Raw genomic sequence first — 19,217 nt, 5'->3', positions numbered from 1 at the left:
AAGACACCTGTTTATTCATGTACCCGTAAAAAACGATTTCTATAAGTCTATCGTTTTAATAACTTTGGCTGGGTTACCACCAACAACTACATTATTAGGTACATCTTTTGTCACAACTGCCCCTGAAGCAATTACAGCGTTGTCTCCAATTGAAATACCAGGGTTAATTATAGCTCCCCCGCCAACCCAAACATTGTTACCAATCTTTACAGGCTTTCCATATTCTTTACCAGAATTCCGTTCCACCGGATGTAAAGGATGAGTGGCCGTATAAATATGGACACCAGGTGCAAACATACAATTATCACCGATTCGAACTTCACAAACGTCTAAAATAACACAATTAAAATTTGCGAAAAAGCTCTTTCCAACATGGATATTGTAGCCGTAATCACAACGAAAATCAGGGTTAATGTGGGTTTTCCCATCAGCTGAAGAACCTAAAAGCTGATTTAATAACGTAAAACGTTGTTCATCTCCTGTCTCCATCGCCTCGTTATAAAGGCGTGTTAAACGTTTTGCCTCCACCCTATCAGCCACTAATTCTTCATCATCCGCAATATACATTTCTCCTGCCAACATCTTTTCCTTCTCCGTTTTCATACAATCATCTCCTTTTTATTATATGGGGTCCACTTATTAAACGACTTTAATAAGTGGTTTTAATTACACTTATTAAACACGTTTAATAAGTAACCCTATATTAGCATACTTTTTCATATATGCAACTAATAAGTTTGAAAAAGAAATGCGAACTCCTTACTTCACCTAATGATATTACTTGGTGGCATTTAACTAATATAATGCACTATACTTTGTTTTTCATTAAAACCGTTGAGACTCAAATTCTCTCCTTTAGGGGCTATACTATACATTTATTAATGAGCACACCAATATGCAAATCAATTGTTAATAAAAAAGAGATTGACCCAAAAGTAGCTGAATAGCTACTTGGGTTAACCTCTTTTATTTATTATCCCTATTTAACTCTTGTACAATATCCCTTTTTCCTATTCTATTAGCAAAAGGGATAAAAATAATAAGGACCATTCCGAACATCCCCGCTACTACCGTTACAATAAGTTTGAAATCAAAAAATAAAGGTGTACGATCTATTATACTAACCATATAGGTTAATAATATTCCTATAACAACCCCAAGTACTAATCCAATAAGTACATATAAATTAACTTGCGTCAAAATAACTTGTACAATCCCCTTTTTCTTAATTGTTATCGCTCTTAAAATAGCAAACTCTTTTCTTTTAGATTGAATATTATTTATAAGTGTATTACATACCCCTAATGTTACACTAAACAAAATTACTACAATAACAACGATGAAAATGGACCACCTTTGCTGGAACATTAAATTAGATTGTTTTAACGATTGAGTATAACTACTTATTTTTAATTGTGGATATTGACCTTTCAATTCCTTTAATTGCTCCAACGTCTCTTTCTCATTATTTGAACTAATAAATGCACGCTCAAAAATTGTATAATCTTGTTTATATGTTACATTACTCCAATCCATGAGCACCTCAGGAGAATTCGGTAGCTCATTAACAATTAACCCGATTTCTACCTTACTAGTCGGTCTAACTTTTTGTTCCTGTTCTGAAAATAGACCCAATTGAACGATATCGCCTACATGAAGTTTATATCGCCCCGCTAACTCTTCTGTAACAACTATACTACTCTCCAAATTTGCAGGTACTTCGGGCAGTAACCCTTGCTTTTCCATTTCCTTCAAATCACCTAAATTATAGTCAAAAGTAATATATTTTTCACCTTGCTTTAATTCTGCCAGTGAGTTCGTACTAATTGTACTAGCTCCTTTTACACTACTTATTTCTTTAAATATATTTTGTATATGAGGTGAGATAATGGTTGAATCATTATTCAAACGATTTTCGATAACAATATGTGTCGGAAATTCTCGTTTCAAATATCTTTCATTATTTTTTTGCATCGTTTTAAATATAGTGGAACCGAAGACAACTATCACCATCATTGTACTTATCATTAAGATAACAAATGTATTTTTCCTTACTTGCGGAATTACATTTTTAATAGCAACAAATGTATTCCTTCCAAATATTTTTTTCATCATAGGTAGATATACTATTAATATCGAAGAAAGATAAATAGGAAATAAAATATACACTCCTAAAACAAGAAATATAGTTCCTATTAATATCACTATTGCCCGCGTATCTCCCGTATTTGCTACAAATCCACCTAAAACAGTTAAAAAGATGCTACTCATTAAAAGGAATTTCCCCATAATACTGCGTGTTTTTTTATTAGAAAAGTCGGATTCTTCATTTTCGCGCATAAGCTTTACTGGCAATATTTTCGAACTTCTGTATGAAGGATATATCATAAACAATTCAATGAAAAAGATACTACAAATCACTGTTACAATTGCTATTTCATAGTCAAAACTTATTGAATTAATTTGAAAAGCAAATACATGCTCTAGCCAACTTTGTAAAAAACGGTTACTTATTACAGCTAGTAACAAACCAAATATTCCACCAAAGAAATTAATTACACTACATTGAATAAATATAACTTTAAACAGTTGTTTCGTTGTTGCTCCCATTGAACGCATAATAGCAAATTGACTTTTATATTTATATAAAAACACTTCAAAATTAGACATTAATAATAACGCAGTAATAATAAGTATTAATATAGATAAAATAACTATAAAAATATGTAATGACGCTAAGTTACTTTTTAAAAACTCGTCTTCCTCCGCAATATCGATTCTTAATTCTTTGTCTATTTTATGAATTTGATTAGATAATGCTAGTACATCAGCATTATCTTTTGCTTTTATTAACACATAAGTAGCTTCACTGTGTTTGCCCGTTTTTTCATATACGTGCTGTTTCACCGCACCTTCCGATAAAATGAGTATGTCTGGAGCTGAACCTCCAGCTTCTATATCAGGTAACACTTCTTTTACTACATATGATTTATTTTCTATTTCAACCTTTTCCCCAACTTTTACTTGTAAAGTTTCCGCTAATCCATCATTTAATGTTACTTCCTCATTTGATAAATTTTTAGAAAAGTGATATCGACTTTTAGATAACGAATCATTTTGAACACCTACTGTATAAATAGCTGTATTCAATTTATTCACTTGCAAATGATTTACGAATACTTTTGACATATATTCAACATTTTCTTGGTTCTTAATATTCCGAAATAAAGATTTATCGATCACTTTATTTTGATCAGGGTTATATCCAACAGATAAATCCATATCTCCATATAAACTTTTAACTTCATTTATAACAGACTGCTTCGCATGACTCGAAAATACAATCATCGTAACAATTAGAGAAACGGCCAACATAACGCTAACGATAGAAGAAATAGCAGTAAATTTATTCGTCTTAAAAAAACGTAAACTTAATCCTCGTACTGATTTTATCATTTTGATTTCTCCATTAATTTTTTAAATTTATCTAAAATGATATTCATATCATTTACTCCATGAGAACATGTATAATCATCAACAATTTCTCCGTCATGAAAGAAGAGAACCCGATCTGCATACGTAGCAATGTGAGGATCATGAGTAACAAGAATCATACTTTGATTGAATCTTTGTTTCATATCGACTAGTACCCGTAAAATATCATTAGACGTATTGAAATCTAAATTTCCAGTTGGTTCATCTGCAAGGACGATTGGAGGAGATGTTATTAACGCCCTACCAATTGCAACACGTTGTTGTTGTCCCCCAGAAAGCTGCACTGGTCGATGATTTTTCCAATTTACTAAACCTAGAACATCTAATATTTTATTTGTTTTTTCTCGTATCTCCTCTTCTGAATCAGCTGATAATATGAGGGGTAACGCAATATTTTCTTCTACAGATAAATCCTTTAATAAATGAAATGACTGGAATATAAATCCTATGTTATCCCTTCTGTACTCTGTCGCATACGGTTCAATGAACATATTTTCAGGTACTTCACCATTTACATAGATAACCCCCTCATCAGGCTTATCTAGAGCACCAAGAATGTTTAGTAATGTACTCTTTCCAGATCCACTCGTTCCCATTATGGCAATGAGTTCTCCTTTATTTAACTCCAAAGATACATTTTGTAAGGCTCTAACATTTGTATCTACACTCTCATATGTCTTACTTAAACCTTGAACTGCTAACACAACTTCACTCATCATTATTCACCTCAACATTATTTATTTTTATTCCTTCCACCAAATTAACCTGAATTAGAATTTTTTCTTTTAGATTACTAGGTGGTACAATTTCTGTTCCTATTTGAACGAGCAACATTTTTAATTCGAGAATTGTAGCCATTTTTATCCCTCCCTCCCTCAATCTATATTGGTAACAAATTGAAATTTCGTTCGATTTTTTTATAAAAAAATAAGGGAACGCTCAGCATCCCCTCTCAAATCCAATCCGTTTTTTAATTTCCGCTAAATTTACCTTCGCAATAGCCCGTGCCTTCTCAGCACCTTTTTCTAACGCGTCATATAATAAATTGGGCTCCTGCATATACATTGCGTATTTCTCCCGAGGTCCTGCTAATTCGCGGTCTACAACGCGAAACAACTCTTTTTTCATATCGCCCCATCCGATTCCAGTTTCATACTTTTCGCGCATCGACTGTATTTCATCTTCCTTCGCAAATTCTTTATATATCATAAATAATGTTTCTAGTTCTTTCGGTTCATTTGGAAGTGAAGAATCTGTTTTGATTTTAAATATTAATTTTCGTAGTTTTTCTTGTTCTGCAAATAATGGGATTACATTCCCGTAACTTTTACTCATCTTCCTTCCATCAAGACCAGGTAAAATGGCACCTTCTTCTTGTATGACATACTCCGGAAGCGTAAATGTCATACCAAATGTATGATTAAAATACGTCGCAATATCACGCGCGATTTCAATATGCTGAATTTGGTCTTTTCCGACAGGTACATGAGTAGCTTGAAATAGTAATATGTCAGCTGCCATTAAAATCGGATACGTATATAATCCCATATTCACGCCTGCATCTACCTCTAAACCCGCTTCTTTATTTTGCTCCACCTTCGCCTTATATGCATGGGCACGGTTCATAATCCCTTTCGGAGTTAGGCAAGCTAATATCCAAGCTAATTCTAGAATCTCCGGCACTTCTGTTTGTCGGTAAAAAATAACATCTTCTCCAAGTCCAAGTGATAACCAAGTGGCTGCTACCTCTTTCGTATAATTACTAAACTGACTTGGATCATGTACAGCATTTAACGCATGATAATCCGCTATAAAATACAATGCTTTTCCTTCATTCTTCTTTGACATTTGTAATGCAGGTTTAATCGCACCAATATAATTTCCTAAATGAGGATAACCTGTCGGCTTAATTCCTGTTAACATTATTTTTTCACTCACTCTAACTCCTCCTTCCTTAAAATAAAAAGAGCCCCTCATCCTTAAAAAGGACGAGAGACTCCCGCGGTACCACCTTAATTAGCTATCATTAATAGCTCACTTCAACTTCTTAACGTGAAGTAACCGTCTTTACCTACTCATTTCAGCTAGAAGCTCCAGAGCCCATTCCATATTCATCCCTTACTGATTTCCACCACATACCAGCTCTCTGAAAAGTTTTGAATATGTACTCTTCTCTTTCATTGCTTTTTCGTTATTTTTTACAGTTTATCACATTCCCTTTCCAATTAAACCCTAATTTTCTGTTTTATATAGCAGGAATTTTCACCTTGATTGTCTAATAATATATAGGTTTGCAGAAATACTCGAAACAACTTTGGAGGTTTTTTCATGGTAAAATATATATCCATTTTAGGTTCAACGGGATCCATTGGCACATCTGCATTAGATGTCGTTTCCGCTCATCCTGAACATTTTAAAATCGTCGGTTTAACCGCAAATTATAATATCGATCTTCTCGAAAAGCAAATCGAATCGTTTCAGCCTCGTATTGTAAGCGTAGCGACAAGAGAATTAGCGGACACATTGCGTTCTCGTATTTCAACAAATACAAAAATTACATATGGAACTGATGGTTTAATTGAAGTATCTACCCATCCTGATACAAATCTTGTATTAAGTTCAGTTGTCGGTGTTTCAGGTTTACTCCCAACAATTGAAGCATTAAAGGCGAAGAAAGATATCGCCATCGCTAACAAAGAAACTTTAGTTGCAGCTGGACATATCGTAACCGAACTAGCGAAACAAAACGGATGCCGCCTAATTCCAGTCGATAGTGAACATTCAGCTATTTTCCAATGTTTAAATGGGGAAAATAATAAGGAAATCGAAAAATTAATTGTTACAGCTTCTGGCGGCGCTTTTCGTGATAAAACACGTGAAGAAATGAAAACATTACAAGCGAAGGATGCTTTAAAACACCCAAACTGGTTAATGGGGGCAAAACTAACGATAGATTCTGCCACCTTAATGAATAAAGGGTTTGAAGTGATGGAAGCTAAGTGGCTATTCGATATTCCTTATGAAAAAATTGATGTTATGATTCATAAAGAAAGTATCATTCACTCTTTAGTAGAGTTTATTGATGGATCAGTCATGGCACAGCTCGGTGCCCCTGATATGAGAATGCCGATTCAATATGCATTTCACTACCCTACTCGACTACCTTCATCCTATGAAAAATTAAATTTATTAGAAATTGGTAGTTTGCATTTTGAAAAACCAAATTTAGAGAAGTTCCCCTGTCTACAATACGCATTTGAATGTGGCAAAATTGGCGGTACAACTCCAGCTGTATTAAATGCAGCGAATGAAATTGCAAATGCACTATTTCTTAAAAATGAAATTGCATTTTTCGATATCGAAAAAACAATTTACAATACAGTTGAGGCTCATCATAATGTAAAAGATCCTTCACTCGATGCTATATTAGAAGCTGATCAATGGGCACGCCAATACGCAAATCAATTCTTAATAAAAAAGAGCTAAAACAGTTTTATCTGTTTTAGCTCTTTTTCCTACGTATTTAACTTAACAAATCTATAACTATGCGTTACTAACACTTTTAATATCGCATATCCTGGAATTGCTAAAATAATCCCCATAATTCCAAATAAATTTCCGGCAGTTAAAATAATAAAAATGATAGTAATTGGGTGAATGTCTAGCTTTTTTCCCATAACTTGCGGAGAAATAAATTTACCTTCTGCTAATTGTACGACCATCATTACAATAATTACTTTTAACACCATTGATGGCGAGTCAATAAATGCGATAATTAATGCTGGTGTAATTGCAATGATTGGTCCTACGTATGGAACGATATTTACAATCATTGCTAAAATAGCAAGTAGTACCGCATATTTAATACCAATAATAAGGTAACCGATTAATAGCATAATACCGATAAACAAGCTAACGATAATTTGCCCTCTAATATACGAGCTAATCGCATAATGCATATCATCTAGTATTCTCATCGCTGCTGGGTGTCTTTGTTCTGAAATAAACTTTAAAAAGTGGTTCGGTAATTGTTCACCATCTTTTAAAAGATAGAACAATATAAATGGAACCATTACAAACGTTAAAACGACCTCTGTAACAGTACTTAAAAATCCAGTTACATTTCCAGTTACTGATGATAACGACTTCGTAAAATCAACTGTGTAGTCTTTTACCATACTCGCTACATCAACATTTAAATTCTCTTGAATTTTCCCTAGTAAATTACTTTCCCCAAATCTACGTGCCGCTCGCTCAATTTCATGACCGAAATACGGTAAGTTATCTATTAATGCATCAATTTGATCTTTAATAATCGGGATTACTGTTACAACTAAAAACACAAATAATCCTAGTACTATTATATATATAGAAGCGATTGATACGATTCTTGAAACGCCTTTCTTTTCTAAAAGCGAAACGAATGGATGTAAAATATAAAATAGTACACCCGCTAATAATACAGGGAAGAAAATTGTTTTTAAAAAGACAATAAACGGAGTAAACACAAAAGAAATTTTTGTTAGCAATAATATGTTAATAAACAATAACGCAAATCCAAGTAACACCGCTAAATAATTTTGTTCTCTAAAAAACTTTTTCAACTTATCTCTTTTTCTTATATTTACTTTTTCCAATGAAACCACCTCTTCGAATGATGAAAAGCCCTTATTCAGGGCTCTTCATCATAATCTATATCTTTATTTTCTTGCAGCTTTCACTACAAATGATACAATAAGAATTAATACGATTGCTCCTAATAATGCTGGCACGACATGAATCCCACCAAATGATGGCCCAAAAGATCCAAATAATCTACCACCTAACGAAGCACCTAATAAACCTGCGATAATATTTCCAAACATACCACCCGGGAAATTTTTACCCGTTATAGAACCTGCAATTGCACCTATAATAGCACCAACTATTAATGTGATAATCCATCCCATCTTTAGTCCTCCATTTCTATTATGGTGTATTTCTTTTTGATACTAAATTATTATGTAACTATTATAATTATTATATCCAATAAAGAAAAATCTTGTCAAATCTATGAAAATAAAGCTTACAAGGAGGTTTTTACCGAGTGATTCAAAAATTAATAACAACTTCTCACAAAACCGCTACTTCTATTTTAAGCATTCAAATACCAGCTTATGAAATCGAGGCACAATATATAAATAGTACAGCTATCCCTCGCCTTTATGATACTGTAGCCGATATTCGATCATGTGATGAAATTTTCTACGGCTATTTTTATGAAGATACACTTGCCGGGTTTATTTCTTTTAAAATGGATGAAGAGGAAGTTGATATTCATCGTTTAGTAGTATCCCCCGATCATTTTCATAAAGGAATTGCTACAAAACTACTACTTTATGTATTTGACATGTTCTCCCCTTCACAAACATATATTGTACAAACAGGGAAAGAAAATACACCTGCTCTGTCTTTATATAAAAAACATGGATTTATTAAAATAAATGATATTATATTATCCGATGGAGTGGTTTTAACCTCACTAAAAAAAATCAGAAAACATCAAATAGTTTGACTCGTCGATTTATTTGTGTTATCTTTTACTTTATAAAACCTTTTGCTGAGTCCAAAATTTGGAGCGGGGGAACCATTTTTGTAGCCATGCTACTTGGGGCGAATCTTTTTTAAGTAGGGAAACTCTCACTTCCCGAGTCCGACAGCTAACCTCGTAAGCGTAATGGGAGAGGAAGGTGCTTTTTGCCTATGTTACACAGTGTACCTCCTTAATTATAAATATGGGATCGATACCAATAGACACCTATATTTATAGAAAAGGAGACATGTATAATGTTACGTTTATCTGATCACGCAATAAAAATGATGGAGCAAAGACTTCGACTCGAACAACATCGCACATATCAAGCAAATAAAGTTGTAGATAACTTACATCACAAATACTTCTTTCAGCATATTTTTCAACCGAAAAGATAAAGAAAAAAACACAAGGTGTGTCTATACAGACATTCCTTGTGTTTTTTATATTTCTTATACTATTCTCACTACGTTTAAGCTTGCTATAAGCAAATATATACATTCTTATAATCATACAAGATTTCAAAAGAAAAAATTAAATAACCTGAGTCCATATAAATTTAGAACTCAGATTGCTTCGTTATGTTTTTTAATTATGGTTTACTTGATAGGAGTCACTGCAGTGTTAACTCTCCCCTCTACTTAGCAATAAACCGATTTACTTTAATTACGTTTTTCATTTCAATACGTGGTGTTACACCCTGAACCCAATCTAGGTCAAATCCAAGCCAATCTTCTTCTGAGCTTTTTAACCAATTAAAATCAAAAATATTGGACCATGAAGATATCATTTCTTCTTCAGAAAATCCGTCTTCTTCTAATTGATTATATTCTTCTTCTGTCTGAGTTAATAGCCACTTGTTTAAAACACAATGCCAAGAGTCAAAACATGACCAAAGAATATCCTCATCTGGTATGTCTAATGTAATGATAACACCTTTTTGACCTTTAGGTACCATCCCTGGTCGGTTCTGATCTGGTCTTTTATGCCAAAGCCATACAGGATAAGTTGAACCATCATAATTAGGAAGCCTTTCTTTCATTTGCTCCATCATCCAAGCATATGAAGATTTAAATTCTGGCCAAACATATTTTTCATTACCGCTATAAAAACCGTCTTCTCGCATTTTTCTATATATATGAAGAGGTTTAACTGTGTGTACTATCAAACAAACACTTCCCATCTAACTATTAATCATCTCTTATTATAATACACACAAAAAAATCAACCCATCAAACAAGACGGGTTGACTATATAGATTTTACAATGGGCTCCTTTTATAATATATTACTTTCTCGCCTTAATAATAAAAGTAGTTGGCACCATTCTAGCTTTATATAAAGAATAATATTTCGTAGAAGGTTCCGCTAATTCTTCAGCAAATGAGCTAGCTGGTTCAGGCTCTTCAATCCTCTCAATTGTAAAACCAACTCTATTTAACTCATTTATGTATGTACTCATTTTTCTTTTATATAACGTTGCTTGTACATTTTCCCCTTTAAATGTTTCAAACGTAATAGGAGTTTCCTCATGATAAGACGAGCTTAAAGCAATCTCCTCTGTTCCATACATTAAGTTTGAATACACTGGATGCTCCCAGCTAAAAATAAAACTTCCGCCTGGCTTTACATACGAATAAATTAGTTCCAACGTTTTTCTTAAATTCGAAGTCCAACCTAATGCATAAATGGAATATACAATATCAAAATACCCTTTCGGAATATCCCCTTCCTCTTCCATTGCTCCGCATATTAATTTTGGATTCCAACACTTTAACGTTTCACTCGCTGTTTTAATTTGTTCACTTGAAAGATCAAGCCCCCATACTTCCTCTGCCCCGTGTTCTGCCATATATTGCAACGAATGCCCACTTCCACATCCAATATCAAGAACCTTTTTATTTCTAATTGAATCGAACAAATGAATCTCATCTTCAGACGCTGTATACGGACCATATTTCGGTAAACAATCCACTTGAAAGAAATATGGTGCAACTGTATCCCAACACTTTTTATTTAAAGCTAACATTTGTGTACCTTTCATATTCTACATTCCCCCATCCAATTTTCTTCCCCTAATATAAATTACACATTATAACCCGATCTCCCTTTTCTCTTCGCCCGGTAATTTTTCACTTTCGCAATCGTACCGCACGCTCTTCCTCCGGCTTCTCCAGCATACATACCGCACCATCTTTTACTTCCATTTCGCGAATGATCATAAAATACCCAGCGACAATCTGGGCATGCTTTTAACCTTCCCCACAAATTTTCTTGAATCGCCATTAAAACAACGCTTAATACTTTTGTATATACATTCTCTTCGTGCACAGGCTCATATGTAATACCTTTCATATCTTCTTTTACATGTACATGAAATGGGTATTTCTCTAACCACTTTTGCAATGATCCTTCGCCTTCAACGGTTAACCGAATATCTTCTCGAAAACTTTTTAATTCCTCTATCGTATGAAATGGAACCTCTTCATGAAAATATTTTTTCATAAAGAGCTTTATATCCTCTTCTGTTTGCAGCATATCAATTGGCTCTCTCGTATCGTTTGGTATTTTCCATGTATTTAAAAATTCCCGAATATATTCTAATTCATTTGGTGCATTTTGATTCAATTCCATCCACCTTCTTCTTAAAATTTACTTTTTTCTGACTTTATGTATAATTATAATATAAAATAGTTAACCATTAAATAATTTTACTGGTTACAATATTAGGAGGAGTTCTATGAAAAGTTTCTCAATACCGATACGTTTCATGCTTATTTCTTCATTTTTTATGTCTTTTGGGTATTTTGCAGTATACGCATTTTTAGCTATTTATCTATTAAGCTTTCTTCATTTTTCTGCTGTTCAAGTAGGAACAGTGTTGACGGTTATGACAATCACATCACGAGTTGTCCCATTATTCTCAGGTTTAATTGCTGACAAAATAGGCTATATCATTATGATGATAGCCGGATTATTTTTAAGAGGAATCGGATTTATCGCTTTAGGAATATGCTCTGATTTCTATACAACTTCTATTTCTTCTGCACTTATTGGCTTCGGAACCGCATTTTACGAACCTGCTGCGCGCGCCATATTCGGCTCACAACCAGCTCATATGAGAAAAAATTTATTTACATATTTAAACCTTAGTTTTAATTGCGGTGCAATAATTGGACCAATTGCAGGAGGGTTCTTACTCTTACTCGATCCAATCTATGCTTTTTCTCTAACAGGATCTCTTATGCTGTTATTTGCTTTTATCTTTTACTTACTTAAAAATCACTTCCAAGTCACTACTGAAAATACGTCTATTACATTAGGGCTACAGGCTATCTTACAAAACAAATCTTTCCTTTTGTTTTCATTTATTATGATTTTCTTCTATATTATGTTTACTCAGCTTACTGTCGCACTTCCACTTCATATGAAAAACATTAGTAATAGCAACCAGCTTGCTACACTAGTTATTACGATAAATGCAATAACAGGCGTCATATTTATGGTATTATTTCGAAAACTATTTCATAAATACAATACACTTTCGATTATTAAATACGGTGTTTTATTAATGAGTATTTCCTTTTTACTCATTCCTTTATTTCAACACCCGTATTGGCTATTTATTTGTGTAATTTTATTTACAATTGGCGAAACACTCGTATTACCTAACGCTGATATTGCTATTGCAAATTACAGTAACGAATCATATACAGCTACTTACTTCGGATTTTATCAACTATCACTCGCATTTGGTTTTATCATCGGTAATTATACCGGTACATCTTTTACATCCAACTTAGGCGGAATGTATACACCATGGCTTATTTTCGGTGGAATAGGACTTATTGGTTTTATTTCACTACATATTTTAAATATTAAAAAAGGATTCCCTAAAGAAGATATATACCTATGTAATCACATTACAATTGAGATGGTACCTTTAGACAACCGGCCTATCATAAAAAAATTCGACCGTCATATTTGACAGCCGATTTTTTTATTCTTCATATTCAAGATGATTATGTCTTTTACAGCCAAATAAATAGCATCCCCCTATATAATCCGTTTCAAATTCTAACCCTGGAACGTATCCAGATTTGATACGTTCTATCATTGTTTTATAACAATTATTCTCTTCTGTATATTCCTCAATTAACTCTTTCTTATCTTTTTCTGTCCAGTTTTCTTCTACCTCTTCATTCTGAACGTCTTCTATTTCTTCTGTTTTCGCTTCAATAGATTCCCGTATAACTTCATTCATACGGGAGTAATTATTAGCTTTATATAGAGCATACACAAATCTACTAATCCAATTGGGACTTTTCCAGCATTCTTTGTATCCCTTTTCGAACCATTCAATTGCTTCTTTATAGCAATGCAACTCAACATATAAATCTGCTACATTAATTTCTCCTAAAAAATTATCAGATTTCCTGTTAAAAGCATCTAACTTCTCTTTCGCTTCTGTCGTTCGCTCTAAATCAATTAAACATTTTACATAGCAATACATGATATAGTCCGAATCCCCTGCAACTCGCAAGAAAAATTTCGAAGCTTTTTCCAGCTCTCCAAGGTTATAATGCGCTACAGCTACATTGTGATATGCTTCATTGGATGGTTGAATCGAAATAGACTTTTGTAATACTTCTTTCGCTTCTGTCCACTTTTCTTGTTTTATGTAAATGTCCCCTAAAATGTTATAAGGGAAGTATGAGGAAGGATTCAACTTAACAACTTCTTTTATTAATTCAAGAGCTTTATCATCATCCTCTTCCTCATAAAAATACATCCAAGCAAGATTATTGAGGGATTGTACACCTCTAGATTCGTGTACTGCTCGTTGAAACAGTTCCATCGCTTCCTCATATTTATTTTGTTCAAACATTTCAATTGCCTTCTCGTTAATGTTCAAGTAACTACCTCCGAAGTAAATGAATTCCTCTATTCCCTATCATTATTGTAAAATGTAAAAATTGTAATTTCCATAAAAAATAAATTCATTATCCTACATTTGGACATCCAATTTATAATGCCTTTAGCAACACCGCTTTCTAACGAAAATATATACTTACTGTAAAAGTACTGATTCTCGGTCATAAGTAAGCTTTCCTATTATCCACAAATTGGATATATAACCTGTTTCACTTTACATATTATGGTACAATTAAAAAGAGTGCTAGCTAAACATTTACATAAAACACTACAAGCCTAGCAATACCAAAATCAAAAATCACTTGAAATCGGGGGATGTTATGAAAAAGAAATTAGCTTTTCTTCTATTCACTGGAATTATATTATCCGGATGTTCAACTATAGCAGAAAATTCTTTAGAAACGGGGAAAGGCAGTATGGAATTATTAACACCAACGATTACAACAAAAGATAATGAATTAGAAATTAAGACTGAAGGTATTGATGAAAATAAAGTAACTTTTATTTATGTTGCCAATAAAAAAGTATTGGCACAAAAAATAAAGAATGGTGAATCCTACAAAGTTAACATTAAAGATATCGAGCACGCTCATAGGACAGATTACAAACCAAAAGTCCAACTTTTGCAAACGAAAGATGATACTCAAGATGGAGACATGGTAACCTTTAAACAAGTTAGATATACAGTTAAAAAAAATTAATTTTATAGGTATTTCATTATAAATGTAACGAACGAAAATTTACTTTTAACAGAGGGTAAATTTAAGGAGTGCTAGCATGAAAAGAAGATGGATTTATTGGTGGATTGGTAACATATTTTGGATTATAACGTTCGGGATATTGACAGCTATCATTTGGCTAAGAGAGGTTGATGGGACCGGTGTTACTCAAACACTTGAGCTGAAATTAATTGCCTTTATCGTTTTATTAATTGCATTTATATTACCACTAATTATTCAAGTTGTATGGTTAATTGTTAATCTGAGAAAGAGTAGAAAAAAATAATACATAAAAAAGAGAGGAATCTATTTTAATGTAGATTCCTCTCTTTTTTATATAGGGATTATGACATGCTTTTACAGCTGCACAACTCCCTTTTCTTTACGATACATGTTCATCTTTCTTCTTCATTAATGCTCTTTTCTTCATCGCCTTCGTTAAATATCCGCCTTTAAATGAACGGATTTCATAAGAAGACATAAACGCTTTTGGTGCAATTTCATTAATAATTTCTAACAGTTCTTTTTCTCTAGAACGCTTTGCAACGATATCTAAGCGATAACGTATTGAATTAATTCCTTCGCCTTCAAATACTGTAACACCAAATCCAGAGTGACGTAGTTCATCTACTAATTCATTACAACGGTCTAGCAAACTAACTTGATACGTAATATATCCAATTGCTAATTTATTCTCTATATAACCGCCTAATAATAGTCCCGTACTAAAGCCAATGACATAGGCAATGATGTTCATCCAATTTGATAAATCTTGAAACACAATACCTAAACTGACAATGTAAATAGCTCCTTCTAACAATCCAACACCAGCAGCGGATCTTGTTTGATTCTTTACAAGCAAAATCGTACGGATTGTTAAAATTGGAACGTAAATAATTTGAAGCACAAAAATAAGTAACGCTTGTAACATTGGTATCCACCTCTTTCAAAAAGTCTTTTGTCATAATAACATACATAACCTTTAGAAATCGATGGGTTTTTTAATTTTTTTACATTATTTTTCATACTATTGAAAAACGTAAAAAAGAAGCGTATTATATTTGTCGTAAATTTGATTCCTTTCATTAACTCGCTTAAACCCAAAAAAGGAACCCCACTAGGTCCCTTTCATCATAGCTCTATGTTTTTCGAAGCATGTTCCCTTTGCTTCTCTTCTTCCTTCACTAACTGCATATTTGCATAAGCTAAATTCGCAATCATTAAAAAGTGACCACCTAAAATGCCTGTACCGAATGCCCACATTTCCATTTCATGCTCAATTTCATACATGATAATAGCCCCTAAAATGGCTGCTGCAAATCGGTTTAGAACTCCTAATCCAGGAGCCTTTTCTTTCATGACGATACTTTTCCCAAGTTTCTCCACTCTGCGAGCTAATAACCAAAGGCAATATGCACTTACAGCTAATCCGATACCAAACCCTGTTACTTGTTTTCCAAACGGAGTAATCGTCCACATAAGTAGTAAACCACTAAAGATCACATACAATTGTAATCGATATACACGTAAGGCTGCTTGAATCAAAATATCCGCTCCTAATTTCGCATTTTTTATACTTTAGAAGAAAAGCAGCAACTTACACAGTTGCTGCTTTCTCTTCTTCTTGTTCTTGCTCCATCTTACGAATTTCAACACGTTTAATTTGGTAAGCGTCTTTTTCTAACACTTTAAATGCATACCCTTCCGCCTCAACATGTTGTCCTTCTTCAATTTCATGATTTTGCATCATAATCCAGCCACCGATTGTATCCACATCATCTTCTTCAATGTGTAATCCAAATAAATCTTTCACTTCGGAGATAAGCACTTTTCCATCAACGATTTTATGGTGCTCATTCACATGCTGAATTGGTGGTGCTTCATCTTCATCATATTCGTCACGAATTTCGCCGACGATTTCCTCCAAGATATCTTCAAGCGTTACAATTCCGGCTGTTCCTCCGTACTCATCATATAAAACAGCCATCGGAATTCGCTTCTTCTGCATTTGAAGTAATAAATCGTGAATTGGAGTTGTTTCCATCACTTCAATAATCGGACGCATATACGTGCGAATCGATGATAAATCTTCTTTATCGTTGTTCATATATCGAATAAAGAAATCTTTTACATTGACCATACCGATAATATCATCTTTATCTTCTCCAAAAATCGGATAACGTGTGTATCGTTCATTTTGGATTACTTTCATGTGTTCTTCTACTGAATCTTCCAGGTAGAAACCAATGATTTCTGTTCGCGGTACCATAATCTCTTTTGCAATACGATTATCAAATTCAAAAATGTTATTTACATACTTGTATTCAGCCTGATTAATTTCGCCACTTTCATAGCTATCTGAAAGGATAAGACGTAATTCTTCCTCTGTATGAGCTACTTCATGTTCTGAAGCTGGTTTTAAACCGAATAAGCCAGTTACAACACGAGCTGAACCGTTTAATACCCAAATAAATGGATACATGACTTTATAGAACATCATTAACGGACCTGCCAATAACAATGTTACTTGTTCAGCCTTTTGAATTGCCATCGTTTTCGGAGCTAATTCCCCTACTACAACGTGTAGATACGTCATTAGCATAAAAGCAAGACCAAATGTTAATACTGATGAAATAGAAGGATTTATGTTCCATTTCTCAAATAACGGGTGTAATAACTTTTCAATTGTCGGTTCACCTAACCAACCTAATCCCATAGCTGTAACTGTAATACCTAATTGACAAGCAGATAAATATTCATCTAAATTTGTTGTTACTTTTTTCGCTGCTAAAGCACCGCGTTTCCCTTCCGCAACAAGCTGATCAATACGACTTGAACGTACCTTTACAATCGCAAACTCTGCTGCTACGAAAAATCCAGTAAATGCGATTAAAATCGCAACCATGACTAAATTAAATATTTCCAATGAATCCCCTTAGTTTAAAAAACTAAGGTGTCCACCTCCCGTATACTATAATGTTTTCTTATTTGTTTATTAGAAAACATAGCCCGATACAAAAATTAAAGAGGTCGGATTTCACTTTTTCTATAATAATAGAGCAAGTGTCTGTATTAAAGCTGTCGTTTGACCAGATAAAGATTTCGATATTTTTTCACGTTGTGAATCAGTCAATCCATCTAAAAGCGGCTTTAACTCCGTTAACTCTGCTTCTAATTGATGAATATGGTCTGTCACTTCATTCACTTGTTTCGAAACGTGTTCATTGATACCGAGCAGCTTCTTCTTCTCCTCGATTTTCTCTTTAATCTCACAAAGCGGCATATGCATTTCTTTGCACTTCTCAATAAATTGTAATGTCTCAAATGCTGTTTCATCGTAATAGCGATAATTAGATTGAGATCGCTCCGCTTTTAAGATTCCTAGATTCGTATAATAATCAATCGTGCGTTTCGACACGTGAGCCATGAGAGCCAACTGTCCGATTCGATACACCTTCCCAACGATCTTCCCCCCTTGTTTATATTACTAACATCATACAATACATAAACTGTACAGTCAAACGTGACGGTTTATTATTCATAATTTATACAAAATTTATCGCCTTATCTTATATGACCTAACCTATTAATTTAACTATATAGCAAAATACTCAAATTCAAAAAACCAAAACGAACAAAATATAACTATGAAATTGCCCGTTCCTTTCTAATTTAAGTACATATCATAATAACATCGATATCAAATTCTTTTTAATTGGGAGGAAAAAATGAAAGCTGTTATTCTTGCAGGTGGATACGGAACAAGGATTGGTGAAGAAACGCATTTAAAACCAAAACCTATGATTGAAATTGGAACAAAACCTATTCTATGGCACATTATTAGTTTGTATAGCCATTACGGGATTACTGAGTTTATTATTTGCTTAGGCTATAAAGGATATGCAATTAAAGAATTCTTTCTAAATTACAACTTACACATGTCCGATTTCACAATACATTTAAGCGATAATACAATTACTAGCCATTCTCATCGTGTAGAACCGTGGAAAGTTACACTAATCGATACTGGTGTAACTACCGAAACGGGTGGACGAGTAAAAAAGATTCAAAATTATGTTGGAGACGAACCTTTCTGCCTCACTTACGGCGATGGATTAAGCAATGTAAATATAAACGAACTCATTGCATTTCATAAAAAACACGGCAAAATGGCAACTGTTACAGCCGTACAACCTCCTGGTAGATTTGGTTCTCTCGTATTAGATAAACAGTCTGTAACATCCTTTCAAGAGAAGCCATTAGGTGATGGCGGATGGGTTAACGGTGGATTTTTCGTTTTAAATCCTGATGTTTTCAATTACATTAGTGGAGATAAGTCTGTTTTTGAAACAGACACTTTAGTTCAGTTAGTAAACAAAAATGAACTAGCAGCATATCAACATACTGGCTTTTGGCATCCAATGGATACATTGCGCGATAAAAATAAATTAGTCGAGCTATGGGAAAGTAATAACGCTCCGTGGAAGGTTTGGTAAT

Annotated in this window: 23 protein-coding genes, 1 riboswitch and 1 other annotated feature; of the genes, 8 read left to right on the top strand and 15 right to left on the bottom strand. The window is 33.6% G+C overall.

The genetic code is table 11. From position 1 onward, the window contains the following. Positions 1–39: 39 nt before the first annotated feature. The 5 genes from QEP67_RS10805 to QEP67_RS10785 form a co-directional block, all read right to left on the bottom strand. Entirely contained in the window at positions 40–603 is a 564-nt protein-coding gene (locus QEP67_RS10805; RefSeq protein ID WP_000845606.1) for a maltose O-acetyltransferase, read from the bottom strand. 363 nt (positions 604–966) lie between these two features. Continuing rightward, the gene (locus QEP67_RS10800) at positions 967–3,456 is read right to left on the bottom strand and encodes an FtsX-like permease family protein (RefSeq protein WP_353706574.1); all 2,490 of its coding nucleotides are present in this window, start codon (positions 3,454–3,456) and stop codon (positions 967–969) included. Continuing rightward, complete coding sequence (locus QEP67_RS10795; protein ID WP_000005821.1) at positions 3,453–4,211, bottom strand: ABC transporter ATP-binding protein; 759 nt, start codon at positions 4,209–4,211, stop codon at positions 3,453–3,455. Before QEP67_RS10795 ends, QEP67_RS10800 begins: the two co-directional genes overlap by 4 nt. Continuing rightward, the gene (locus QEP67_RS10790; RefSeq protein ID WP_000201172.1) at positions 4,204–4,353 is read right to left on the bottom strand and encodes a hypothetical protein; all 150 of its coding nucleotides are present in this window, start codon (positions 4,351–4,353) and stop codon (positions 4,204–4,206) included. Before QEP67_RS10790 ends, QEP67_RS10795 begins: the two co-directional genes overlap by 8 nt. Before the next feature lie 81 nt (positions 4,354–4,434). Further along, entirely contained in the window at positions 4,435–5,472 is a 1,038-nt protein-coding gene (locus tag QEP67_RS10785; RefSeq protein ID WP_074650886.1) for a tryptophan--tRNA ligase, read from the bottom strand. A gap of 4 nt (positions 5,473–5,476) precedes the next feature. Beyond that, positions 5,477–5,685, bottom strand: a binding site (T-box leader). Positions 5,686–5,823: 138 nt separating this feature from the next. Between QEP67_RS10785 and QEP67_RS10780 the strand changes: the two genes are divergently transcribed. Continuing rightward, positions 5,824–6,981 carry a 1-deoxy-D-xylulose-5-phosphate reductoisomerase gene (locus QEP67_RS10780; RefSeq protein ID WP_000241781.1) on the top strand — a complete coding sequence of 386 codons (1,158 nt, stop codon included), beginning with the start codon at positions 5,824–5,826 and terminating at the stop codon, positions 6,979–6,981. A 29-nt stretch (positions 6,982–7,010) separates the two neighbouring features. On the opposite strand, the gene QEP67_RS10775 is transcribed toward QEP67_RS10780, so the two are convergent. Further along, a complete protein-coding gene (locus tag QEP67_RS10775) occupies positions 7,011–8,132 on the bottom strand; it encodes an AI-2E family transporter (RefSeq protein WP_000416920.1) in 1,122 nt (373 codons plus the stop codon). A gap of 63 nt (positions 8,133–8,195) precedes the next feature. Continuing rightward, the gene (locus tag QEP67_RS10770; protein WP_000539721.1) at positions 8,196–8,444 is read right to left on the bottom strand and encodes a GlsB/YeaQ/YmgE family stress response membrane protein; all 249 of its coding nucleotides are present in this window, start codon (positions 8,442–8,444) and stop codon (positions 8,196–8,198) included. Between the two features lie 137 nt (positions 8,445–8,581). On the opposite strand from QEP67_RS10770, the gene QEP67_RS10765 reads away from it, so the two are divergent. The 3 genes from QEP67_RS10765 (at position 8,582) to QEP67_RS10755 (ending at position 9,712) form a co-directional block, all read left to right on the top strand. Beyond that, entirely contained in the window at positions 8,582–9,049 is a 468-nt protein-coding gene (locus QEP67_RS10765; RefSeq protein WP_199713152.1) for a GNAT family N-acetyltransferase, read from the top strand. A 33-nt stretch (positions 9,050–9,082) separates the two neighbouring features. Then, a riboswitch (cyclic di-AMP (ydaO/yuaA leader) is annotated at positions 9,083–9,225 on the top strand. Positions 9,226–9,321: 96 nt separating this feature from the next. Then, on the top strand, positions 9,322–9,465 hold the full coding sequence (locus tag QEP67_RS10760) for a hypothetical protein (protein ID WP_000945246.1): 144 nt from the start codon (positions 9,322–9,324) through the stop codon (positions 9,463–9,465). Next, positions 9,413–9,712: an IS3 family transposase gene (locus QEP67_RS10755; RefSeq protein WP_353706626.1), complete on the top strand. Its 300-nt coding sequence runs from the start codon at positions 9,413–9,415 to the stop codon at positions 9,710–9,712. Before QEP67_RS10760 ends, QEP67_RS10755 begins: the two co-directional genes overlap by 53 nt. Here QEP67_RS10755 and QEP67_RS10750 read toward each other — a convergent pair. From QEP67_RS10750 to QEP67_RS10740, 3 genes are all read right to left on the bottom strand, one after another. Then, positions 9,705–10,235, bottom strand: a complete 531-nt coding sequence (locus QEP67_RS10750; RefSeq protein WP_000635300.1) for a DUF3841 domain-containing protein — start codon at positions 10,233–10,235, stop codon at positions 9,705–9,707. The two genes, QEP67_RS10755 and QEP67_RS10750, sit on opposite strands and share 8 nt — an antisense overlap. A 119-nt stretch (positions 10,236–10,354) precedes the next feature. Further along, the gene (locus QEP67_RS10745; RefSeq protein ID WP_000679194.1) at positions 10,355–11,110 is read right to left on the bottom strand and encodes a class I SAM-dependent methyltransferase; all 756 of its coding nucleotides are present in this window, start codon (positions 11,108–11,110) and stop codon (positions 10,355–10,357) included. Between the two features lie 41 nt (positions 11,111–11,151). Further along, positions 11,152–11,694: a CGNR zinc finger domain-containing protein gene (locus tag QEP67_RS10740; RefSeq protein ID WP_002108006.1), complete on the bottom strand. Its 543-nt coding sequence runs from the start codon at positions 11,692–11,694 to the stop codon at positions 11,152–11,154. 112 nt (positions 11,695–11,806) lie between these two features. Here QEP67_RS10740 and QEP67_RS10735 point away from each other — a divergent pair, with 112 nt between their 5' ends. Beyond that, positions 11,807–13,054 (top strand): MFS transporter, encoded by a 1,248-nt coding sequence (locus tag QEP67_RS10735; protein WP_000834831.1) that lies wholly within the window; start codon positions 11,807–11,809, stop codon positions 13,052–13,054. A 12-nt stretch (positions 13,055–13,066) separates the two neighbouring features. On the opposite strand, the gene QEP67_RS10730 is transcribed toward QEP67_RS10735, so the two are convergent. After that, a complete protein-coding gene (locus QEP67_RS10730) occupies positions 13,067–13,981 on the bottom strand; it encodes a tetratricopeptide repeat protein (RefSeq protein WP_001024474.1) in 915 nt (304 codons plus the stop codon). 340 nt (positions 13,982–14,321) lie between these two features. On the opposite strand from QEP67_RS10730, the gene QEP67_RS10725 reads away from it, so the two are divergent. Together QEP67_RS10725 and QEP67_RS10720 are read left to right on the top strand one after the other, a co-directional pair. After that, complete coding sequence (locus tag QEP67_RS10725) at positions 14,322–14,702, top strand: hypothetical protein (protein WP_000727606.1); 381 nt, start codon at positions 14,322–14,324, stop codon at positions 14,700–14,702. 76 nt (positions 14,703–14,778) lie between these two features. Next, entirely contained in the window at positions 14,779–15,006 is a 228-nt protein-coding gene (locus QEP67_RS10720; protein WP_000830333.1) for a DUF3923 family protein, read from the top strand. Between the two features lie 96 nt (positions 15,007–15,102). On the opposite strand, the gene QEP67_RS10715 is transcribed toward QEP67_RS10720, so the two are convergent. The 4 genes from QEP67_RS10715 to QEP67_RS10700 form a co-directional block, all read right to left on the bottom strand. After that, on the bottom strand, positions 15,103–15,651 hold the full coding sequence (locus QEP67_RS10715) for a DUF2179 domain-containing protein (protein ID WP_000938437.1): 549 nt from the start codon (positions 15,649–15,651) through the stop codon (positions 15,103–15,105). Positions 15,652–15,851: 200 nt separating this feature from the next. Beyond that, complete coding sequence (locus QEP67_RS10710; RefSeq protein ID WP_000613585.1) at positions 15,852–16,265, bottom strand: ATP synthase subunit I; 414 nt, start codon at positions 16,263–16,265, stop codon at positions 15,852–15,854. Positions 16,266–16,317: 52 nt separating this feature from the next. Beyond that, complete coding sequence (locus QEP67_RS10705) at positions 16,318–17,646, bottom strand: hemolysin family protein (RefSeq protein ID WP_000402265.1); 1,329 nt, start codon at positions 17,644–17,646, stop codon at positions 16,318–16,320. Positions 17,647–17,766: 120 nt separating this feature from the next. Beyond that, the gene (locus QEP67_RS10700; RefSeq protein WP_000285633.1) at positions 17,767–18,174 is read right to left on the bottom strand and encodes a MerR family transcriptional regulator; all 408 of its coding nucleotides are present in this window, start codon (positions 18,172–18,174) and stop codon (positions 17,767–17,769) included. 274 nt (positions 18,175–18,448) lie between these two features. Here QEP67_RS10700 and rfbF point away from each other — a divergent pair, with 274 nt between their 5' ends. Further along, positions 18,449–19,216: a glucose-1-phosphate cytidylyltransferase gene (gene rfbF, locus QEP67_RS10695; protein WP_000648786.1), complete on the top strand. Its 768-nt coding sequence runs from the start codon at positions 18,449–18,451 to the stop codon at positions 19,214–19,216. The last annotated feature ends 1 nt before the right edge of the window (position 19,217 follow it).

Origin of the sequence: Bacillus cereus group sp. MS39 (genome assembly GCF_040448665.1) — a bacterium.
Taxonomy (GTDB): Bacteria; Bacillota; Bacilli; order Bacillales; family Bacillaceae_G; genus Bacillus_A; species Bacillus_A wiedmannii.
The sequence above is the reverse complement of the archived record's forward strand: the minus strand, read 5'-3'. Positions and strand labels throughout refer to the sequence as shown.

What these genes read in the sequence shown, in the direction of transcription:
- QEP67_RS10790 (WP_000201172.1), bottom strand. Translation starts at nt 4,353, where the DNA reads ATGGCTACAATTCTCGAATTAAAAATGTTGCTCGTTCAAATAGGAACA.
- QEP67_RS10785 (WP_074650886.1), bottom strand. Translation starts at nt 5,472, where the DNA reads ATGAGGGGCTCTTTTTATTTTAAGGAAGGAGGAGTTAGAGTGAGTGAA.
- QEP67_RS10800 (WP_353706574.1), bottom strand. Translation starts at nt 3,456, where the DNA reads ATGATAAAATCAGTACGAGGATTAAGTTTACGTTTTTTTAAGACGAAT.
- QEP67_RS10805 (WP_000845606.1), bottom strand. Translation starts at nt 603, where the DNA reads ATGAAAACGGAGAAGGAAAAGATGTTGGCAGGAGAAATGTATATTGCG.
- QEP67_RS10745 (WP_000679194.1), bottom strand. Translation starts at nt 11,110, where the DNA reads ATGAAAGGTACACAAATGTTAGCTTTAAATAAAAAGTGTTGGGATACA.
- rfbF (WP_000648786.1), top strand. Translation starts at nt 18,449, where the DNA reads ATGAAAGCTGTTATTCTTGCAGGTGGATACGGAACAAGGATTGGTGAA.
- QEP67_RS10795 (WP_000005821.1), bottom strand. Translation starts at nt 4,211, where the DNA reads ATGAGTGAAGTTGTGTTAGCAGTTCAAGGTTTAAGTAAGACATATGAG.
- QEP67_RS10780 (WP_000241781.1), top strand. Translation starts at nt 5,824, where the DNA reads ATGGTAAAATATATATCCATTTTAGGTTCAACGGGATCCATTGGCACA.
- QEP67_RS10770 (WP_000539721.1), bottom strand. Translation starts at nt 8,444, where the DNA reads ATGGGATGGATTATCACATTAATAGTTGGTGCTATTATAGGTGCAATT.
- QEP67_RS10735 (WP_000834831.1), top strand. Translation starts at nt 11,807, where the DNA reads ATGAAAAGTTTCTCAATACCGATACGTTTCATGCTTATTTCTTCATTT.
- QEP67_RS10720 (WP_000830333.1), top strand. Translation starts at nt 14,779, where the DNA reads ATGAAAAGAAGATGGATTTATTGGTGGATTGGTAACATATTTTGGATT.
- QEP67_RS10725 (WP_000727606.1), top strand. Translation starts at nt 14,322, where the DNA reads ATGAAAAAGAAATTAGCTTTTCTTCTATTCACTGGAATTATATTATCC.
- QEP67_RS10760 (WP_000945246.1), top strand. Translation starts at nt 9,322, where the DNA reads ATGTTACGTTTATCTGATCACGCAATAAAAATGATGGAGCAAAGACTT.
- QEP67_RS10715 (WP_000938437.1), bottom strand. Translation starts at nt 15,651, where the DNA reads ATGTTACAAGCGTTACTTATTTTTGTGCTTCAAATTATTTACGTTCCA.